5 protein-coding genes are annotated in these 7,167 nt (G+C 57.5%); all 5 read left to right on the forward strand.

Annotation, left to right across the window (positions count from 1 at the left end; translation table 11 throughout):
* Positions 1 to 19: 19 nt before the first annotated feature.
* Positions 20 to 1,627, forward strand: a complete 1,608-nt coding sequence (gene tssA / locus OVA10_RS25165) for a type VI secretion system protein TssA (protein WP_268197195.1) — start codon at positions 20 to 22, stop codon at positions 1,625 to 1,627.
* 33 nt (positions 1,628 to 1,660) lie between these two features.
* Positions 1,661 to 3,430, forward strand: a complete 1,770-nt coding sequence (gene tssF / locus OVA10_RS25170) for a type VI secretion system baseplate subunit TssF (protein ID WP_268197196.1) — start codon at positions 1,661 to 1,663, stop codon at positions 3,428 to 3,430.
* Entirely contained in the window at positions 3,394 to 4,476 is a 1,083-nt protein-coding gene (gene tssG, locus OVA10_RS25175) for a type VI secretion system baseplate subunit TssG (protein WP_268197197.1), read from the forward strand. Before tssF ends, tssG begins: the two co-directional genes overlap by 37 nt.
* A gap of 35 nt (positions 4,477 to 4,511) precedes the next feature.
* Positions 4,512 to 5,036, forward strand: coding sequence for a type VI secretion system lipoprotein TssJ (gene tssJ, locus OVA10_RS25180; protein WP_050862238.1), 525 nt, complete (start codon positions 4,512 to 4,514; stop codon positions 5,034 to 5,036).
* A gap of 4 nt (positions 5,037 to 5,040) precedes the next feature.
* On the forward strand, positions 5,041 to 7,167 hold a 2,127-nt coding region (locus OVA10_RS25185), incomplete at its 3' end, for a type VI secretion system Vgr family protein (protein ID WP_268197199.1).

Here is a 7,167-nt window from a genome sequence, read left to right on the forward strand (position 1 = left end):
AGATGATGTAAGGAAAAACATGAGTTCACCGGAAACCCTGTTATCGGCCTGCACCACCAGCCAGGAAGAAAGGCAGCGCCTCATTTCCCGGGCAAATGATGCCCTGTCACTCTGGGATAACTGGCTGCACCCGTTCACCTCGGGGTATGAAACCGGGGACGATCCTGCTTACGATGATAATTTTCAGCTTATGCGTGAAGAGATCAATAAGCTTTCGGGTACCGATTCAACGCTTTTGTGCGAGCTGGCCCGGACGTGTCTTTGCGAATGTGCCAAAGACATACGTGTTGTGACCTGGTACATTCAGGCCCGCCTCAGCCGCGACGGCGAAAAAGGCCTGTCTGAGGGCTTACTGCTTCTTGTCGCGATGTTGACCCGCTTCGGGCAGGCCTGTCATCCACAACGCCCGGTTGCCCGGAAAGCGGCGCTGGAGTGGCTGAACAGTTCAAAAATGATCGACACACTTTCTTTATGGCCGGAAGTCGACAGTCATGATGCCGGTCTGACTGTCGGTGCCATAAGCCTGCTTGAATCCATAGTGGCCGACTGGCCTGAAGCCGAGAAACCGTCTTTTGCAGGGATTTGTACTGCGCTTGAAAACCGCCTGGCACGTTCAGGTGGCATGGAAGCGCTGGTCCCCCAGAACAGCAGCGCTCAGGAGCATGGATGTGAACCTGCCCACCCGGATTCACCACAACTGTCAGCGGTGAAATCTGGCCGCGATTTGCTCGACCAGGCAAAGTTACTTTCCCGCTGGCTGAGCGAGCAGCCACAGGGCTGGCTGGCTTCTCACCGGCTGATAAAGACCGTGCGTTGGGACACGGTCGATCAGATCCCTCCGCTGGACAGTAGCGGGCGAACCCGTCTGGTACCGCCGAAACCCGAGTACCGGGCCCAACTCAAGCGGCTCTACCTTCAGAAAAACTGGACTGAACTGGTTGAGCAGGCCAGCCAGATGTTTTGCGAAGGCGTGAATCATTTCTGGCTCGATCTTCAGTGGTATCTCTGGCAGGGGCTCAGTCATGCCGGTCATCCGTGGGATGCCTGGACAGACTCCGTTCTTCTCGATATGCGGCTTCTTCTTCAGCGCCTTCCTGGTCTTGAAGGGCTGGCATGGAATGACGGAACTCCCTTCGCTGATGAAGTCACCACCGCCTGGATCGCTGAAAAAGTGAATGAAGAGGGCCTGATGTACGGCGATGAACCCGCTACCGTCGTTAATGGTCAGGCGGACGATGTGCTGCTTCTTGAATCCGAAGCTATGGAAAAAGGTGACGCGGAAGGACCCGAGGCGGCGCTTGCCTGGCTCCAGTCCCGACCGGGGATGGACACACCACGCCATCGCTGGCTGATACGCCTGCTGATGGCCCGGGTGGCAGAGCAGTATGGCCGAAATGATATGGCGCTTCACCTGCTTGGCGAACTGACCACCAGCGCACCAAAGCTGACGCTGGAAGACTGGGAACCCGCTCTGTTGTTTGAAGTCCAGGCTCGCCGCCTGAAACTGCTGCGCCTGAAAGCCGGTCGCAGCGAATCCGATAAAGCCCGTCTGATGCCTGAGATGGATACGCTACTGGCGGGTCTGATCGCCATCGACCCGGCCCGTGCCATGGTGCTCTGTGGTTAATGTTTTCTTTAATAATTTTCAGGAATGCCGTGCATGGATGATTTAACCCTGCGCTATTACGAAGCAGAGATGCGCTACCTGCGAGAAGCCGGTAAAGAGTTTGCCCGCGCCCATCCGGATCGGGCAGCGATGCTTAATCTGGATAAACCCGGCGCCCGCGATCCCTATGTAGAACGTCTGTTTGAAGGCTTCGCCTTCCTGATGGGCCGTTTGCGTGAAAAGCTGGATGATGACCTGCCGGAACTGACCGAAGGGCTGGTTAGTCTGCTGTGGCCGCACTATATGCGGACCATCCCGTCGCTGGCCATCGTCGAATTCTCGCCAGACTGGCGTGGCCTGCGTCAGGCCGAAATGCTGGCTGAAGGCTTCTCCGTGCTTTCACGCCCTGTGGGGCCGCATAAAACCGCCTGTCAGTATCGGACGACCCGCGATGTTCCCCTGCAACCACTGCATCTTGCGGACGCCCGCCTGCATACGGAAACCGATGGCCGCTCTGCTATCCGTCTGCGCTTCGAATGCCCGGAAAAAGTGGACTGGAGTAAAGCCGGGATCGACAAAGTCGCCATATTCCTCAACGCAGAGAGTCCGATCAGTTCAGCACTGCATCTGGCAATGACCCGTCGCGTCCACGCCATGTATGCCCGCCATGCAGGGACATACACCGAACGCCATCAGTTTGATGGCTGGTGCAAACCCATGGGCTTTGATGACAATGACGGCCTGTGGAAGAAAGCCGATACAGCCTTCAGCGGTTACCAGCTGCTGCTGGAATATTTCAGCTTCCGTCCGAAATTTATGTTTGTTGAGCTGCGCGGTCTCGATACCATCGGACTAAATGAAGCCAGCTCCTGGTTTGAAATCGACATCGTGCTCAGTGAAGCCTGGTCATCCGATCTGCCTTTTGAAACGGAAAACTTCCGGCTGCACTGTGCGCCGGTCATCAACCTCTTCACCCTCGAAGCCGACCCGCTGACGCTTAATCCGCTGGATAACGAATACCTGCTCAGGCCGCTGCGTCTTCAGGATGGCCACACCGAGATTTACAGCGTCGATAACATCCATGGCGCGGTGAAGAATGGCAAACACCCCTATGTACCGTTCACCAGCTTCCGGCACAGGGGCGGGATGATGCGCCACGATGCACCAGAGCGTTATTTCCATACCCGTGTGAAGCGGGGTCCGTCCGGGCTGTATGACACCTGGTTGATCCTCGGCGGCCGCTCGTTCGAACTGGAGCAGCTGTCTGAGAAACCAGAGTCGCTCTCGATGCGGATCACCGGAACCAATGGTCAGCTTCCGCGTAAGGCACTGGAAAGTACCCTGCTGGACAGGGTGGTCAAAACCGGCAAAGTACCCGTCAGAGTATTAAACGTCACAGCACCGACAATGCCGCTGTATCCCCCTGCAAATGATCGTTTTCACTGGCGAGTGATGAGCCACCTCGGCTCAAACTTCCTCAGCATGATGGACAATCCGGAGGTTCTGCGGGGCACGCTGGCGCTGTACGACTGGACCGACGATGAAATGAACCGACGTCGGCTCGAAGCTATCGTCGCGGTGAAGCACACCCTGATTCGACGCTTTGAAAAGGGGTTTATGCTTCGGGGCGTGGACATAGAAGTCACGCTGAACATGGACAATTTTGCAGGCGAGGGCGATGTGAATCTCTTCGGCGAGATGCTGCATCGGTTCTTTGCGCTCTACGCGGATATTCACCTCTTTAACCAGCTCACGCTGGTGCTGCAACCGACAGGAAAACGACTGAGATGGCGCGAGAATCACAGCCAGCACGTACCGGGCTGACATTAGTCCTGAACAAAGATATCTGGCGGGCTAATTTTTATCGTTTCTGCCAGCTGCTGGAGCAGGAAAATCCGGACGCGCCGAAACTGGGCACCACCAGCCATCCGGCCAACGATCCGGTACGATTCAGGCCCTGGCCTGGTATGGGATTCCCGGTCAGTACCCTGAAAGCGGTGGAGATCGACGAAGACAACCCGACATTGCCCCCAACGGTCCGTACGACATTTTTGGGAATGTATGGCGTGGATTCCCCTCTGCCAACGTCCTGGCTGGACGACATTGCGCAGCGCCGCGAAGGGCACGAGGCGGTCACCTCGTTTCTGGATATTTTCAGCCACCGCATCACCACCCAGTATTACCGGATCTGGCGAAAATACGCCTGGCCGGCCACCTTCGAGGCAGGTGGCCGCGATGCCACATCTCAGTGTCTGCTGGGGCTGGTGGGACTCGGTATACCGGGAACGGCTGAGCAGGTGGCGACGCCGGTTTCCCGCTTTCTGGCCCTGCTGGGCACCATGCGATTACCCACCCGCAATGCAGAAGGCATCCGGGCCCTGGTGAGCCTGCTGGCACCGAATACCCGGGCAATTATCACCGAACCCGATCCGGTTAAGGTCCATATCGATAACCGTAGCGGACTGGGTGCCGAAAATCGGATCCGTCTTTCTCAGCGAGCCACGCTGGGTAAAACGGCAAAAGAAGCATGCAGTCGGGTACTGGTGACACTGGAGACAGAAGATCCGGAGGAAGCAGAAGGGTGGTTACCTGGTGGTTTTCTCCATACCGATTTACTGGTCCTGTTGCGCGTTTATCTCGGCTACCGCAGTGACGCCCGACTGCGTCTCACCGTACCCGTACGATTGCTGCCTGAGCCTCGCCTTGGTAAGGGAAGACGTATCCAGCTGGGCCGCACCGGCTTGCTGGGCCTGAAAGCTGGCAAGCTCAGCAATAGTCGGGAGAGTCTCACCGTCAGTCTGGGCTGCTATGAAGGGTTGCCATGTTCTGCGTTACCGTCCGCTGAAGACGGGCACTACCGCTTCGAATAATCACGTACTCCCACTCTCAATAAAGGAACTTTTGAATGGCAACAGTAACCCGCTGGTGGGCGCTGACGCTTATTGCCTGTAGCCTGCTCGCAGGCTGCGGTCTGACGCAGACCGTCACGGACGGTACGGTCAGCATCACGAAATCCATCTTCTACAAGAAAATCAAAACGCTGCATCTGGATTTTACCCCGCGTACGGCCATTAACGCTGATGGCGCACAGACGCCACTGGCGACGATGGTGAGAGTCTATCAGCTCAGGGATCGTAAAGCGGTTGATGCCGCCGATTACCAGACGCTGCTGCGTAATGCCGATACGGTCCTTAAAGACGACGTACTGGCGTCAAAATCTCTGCTGGTGATGCCCAAAGGCAGCGTGACGCTCAATATGCCCATGGATGAAGATGCTCAGTTCGTGGCTGTGGTGGGACTGTTTAACCGCCCGGATCAGAAGGATAACCGATGGCGCCTGGTACTGACCCGTGACGATCTCGACCCGGACAAACCGCGCACGATTGAACTGGGTGATGGGTGGCTCAGCCTCGTGCCGGTGAAGGAGTGACGTGATGGATAACTGGTTAGCGCTTTTTGACGGACAGACCCGATATTTTCTGGATATCAATGACAGTTCAGTGAAGCCGGATGTTCTGCGCTTTTACGGCAGGGAAGCACTGAGCGAACCATTCCGCTGGGACATCGAGTTCACAACGCTTCAGGCGAACATTCCTCCGGAAGAGGTGCTGATGAAATATGCCTCTTTCCGGATGCGGAGCGGCAAAAGTGTGCACGGCATGGTGACCCGCCTGGAATGGCTTTCCACCTCCAGGGACCAGTCTCACTACCGGCTAACGCTCAGTTCGCGCCTGGCGCTCCTGGGATACACCCGACAGTGCGCGGTATATCAGAACCAGTCCGTTCCTGAGGTGGTTGAGCAGGTGCTGCGTAAACACGGGCTGGAGGGACCCGATTTTGACTTCCGCCTGGAGCGCACCTACCCGCCGCGTGAAATTATCACTCAGTGGCGGGAAACGGATTTGCAGTTCATTCAGCGTATTTTGTCTGAGGTGGGCATTTACTGGCGCACGATGATGGACGATGTGCGCGGTCTGGATACGTACATTTTTGCCGACAGCCAGCTGAACTACCAGTTTGATGTGCGCCTGCCGTACAGCGAGCCATCGGGGTTGTTTGATGGCGCGGCAGAATCGGTCTGGGATGTGCGGACCTGGCACAACATAGCGACCGGCACCGTCGTCACGCGGGATTACAACTACCGGACCGCCACCACGCCGATGGATGCGGCGGTGAGTGTGCGCAGTGATGCGGTCACCACCGGGGAGCATTACCGCTACGCGGCACCTTATCGTGAAGCGGGCGATGACGCCAGCCCGGAGCCGGAAACTGAATCTGGCGCGTTCTACGCCCGACTTCACCACGAGCGAGAGCTCAACAGGTCGGCCCGCATTCACCTGTTCAGCAATGCTGCACACCTCACTCCCGGGCAGGTGCTGGAGCCGCAGGGCGACGTCATTACGGCCCTGCAAGAAGGCGTGATCCTCACGCTGGTGACCTTCCGTGGCGCCCGTGATTCCCGTCTGCATGTGTCGGTCTGGGGCCAGCCTTATACCGAGCGTTACTGCTTCCGTCCGGTAGAGATCCCTCGCCCGGTCATCCCGGGTACGCTTCCGGCCCGGATCGAAAGTCGCGAAAAAAATGATACCTACGCACACCTGGACGAGCAGGGGCGCTATCGGGTGAAACTGGACTTCGACCGGGAGGGGACGGAATCCGGTTACGGTTACCTGTGGCTGCGGATGGCGAAGCCTTATGCCGGTGAAACGCTGGGCTGGCATACGCCGCTCATCGATGGCACCGAAGTGGCGATTGCGTACAGCAATGGTGATATTGACCTGCCGTACATCGCTTATGCGCTACACGACTCCGAACATCCCGACCTCGTGAACCGGGACAATCACACGCGCAACGTGCTGCGCACCCCGGCGAACAACAAGCTGCGGATGGAAGACAAACGCGGTGAGGAGCACATCAAACTCGCCACGGAATACGGCAAGACGCAGCTCAACAGCGGGCACATGGTGGACAGCAAGGGGCAGCTTCGCGGGAAAGGCACAGGGCTGTGTAACGATGGGGGGGGAACGATGGGAGGAGGGAAGGGACTCTTGGTCGCTGCGGATACGCAGGCGAAAGCGCAGGGCGAGGCCCTGGACATGGATGCAGCGCTGAAGGAAATCGACAGGCTTAATCAGCAACTGCAACAGCTGGAAATGGCCGCAGAAAAAGCGCAGGCGCTGAAGGGGGATGTCGACAGCCAAATACAGATGTTTGAGCAGCGGCTGAAACCGCTCAATGAAGCGGTGCTTTTCTCGGCGCCGGAAGGCATGGCCCTGACCAGTGGTGAAGATATGCAGCTGGCAGCAGGCCGGAACCTGGCGGTTAACGCCGGGGGCGATATCAGCGTCGGAACGATGGGCAATCTTACCACGCTGGCCGGAGAGAAACTGGGGCTCTTTGCCCGCACTGGTCAACTTAGCCTGAAATCCGGAGAAGGGCCAGTGGATGTCCAGGCGCAAAACGCCAGTATGCGGTTGTTCGCTGAGAAGAAGCTGACGCTGAGCTCAGCGAGTGACATCTCCTTTGTCGGGAAAAAACGTATCACGCTGATCTCGAGTATG

Origin of the sequence: Lelliottia sp. SL45 (assembly GCF_026672535.1) — a bacterium.
Lineage (GTDB): Bacteria > Pseudomonadota > Gammaproteobacteria > Enterobacterales > Enterobacteriaceae > Enterobacter > Enterobacter nimipressuralis.

Bases quoted from the DNA above. Each gene is read 5' to 3' on its own strand.
- tssA (WP_268197195.1), top strand. From the start codon at position 20: ATGAGTTCACCGGAAACCCTGTTATCGGCCTGCACCACCAGCCAGGAA.
- tssF (WP_268197196.1), top strand. From the start codon at position 1,661: ATGGATGATTTAACCCTGCGCTATTACGAAGCAGAGATGCGCTACCTG.
- tssG (WP_268197197.1), top strand. From the start codon at position 3,394: ATGGCGCGAGAATCACAGCCAGCACGTACCGGGCTGACATTAGTCCTG.
- tssJ (WP_050862238.1), top strand. From the start codon at position 4,512: ATGGCAACAGTAACCCGCTGGTGGGCGCTGACGCTTATTGCCTGTAGC.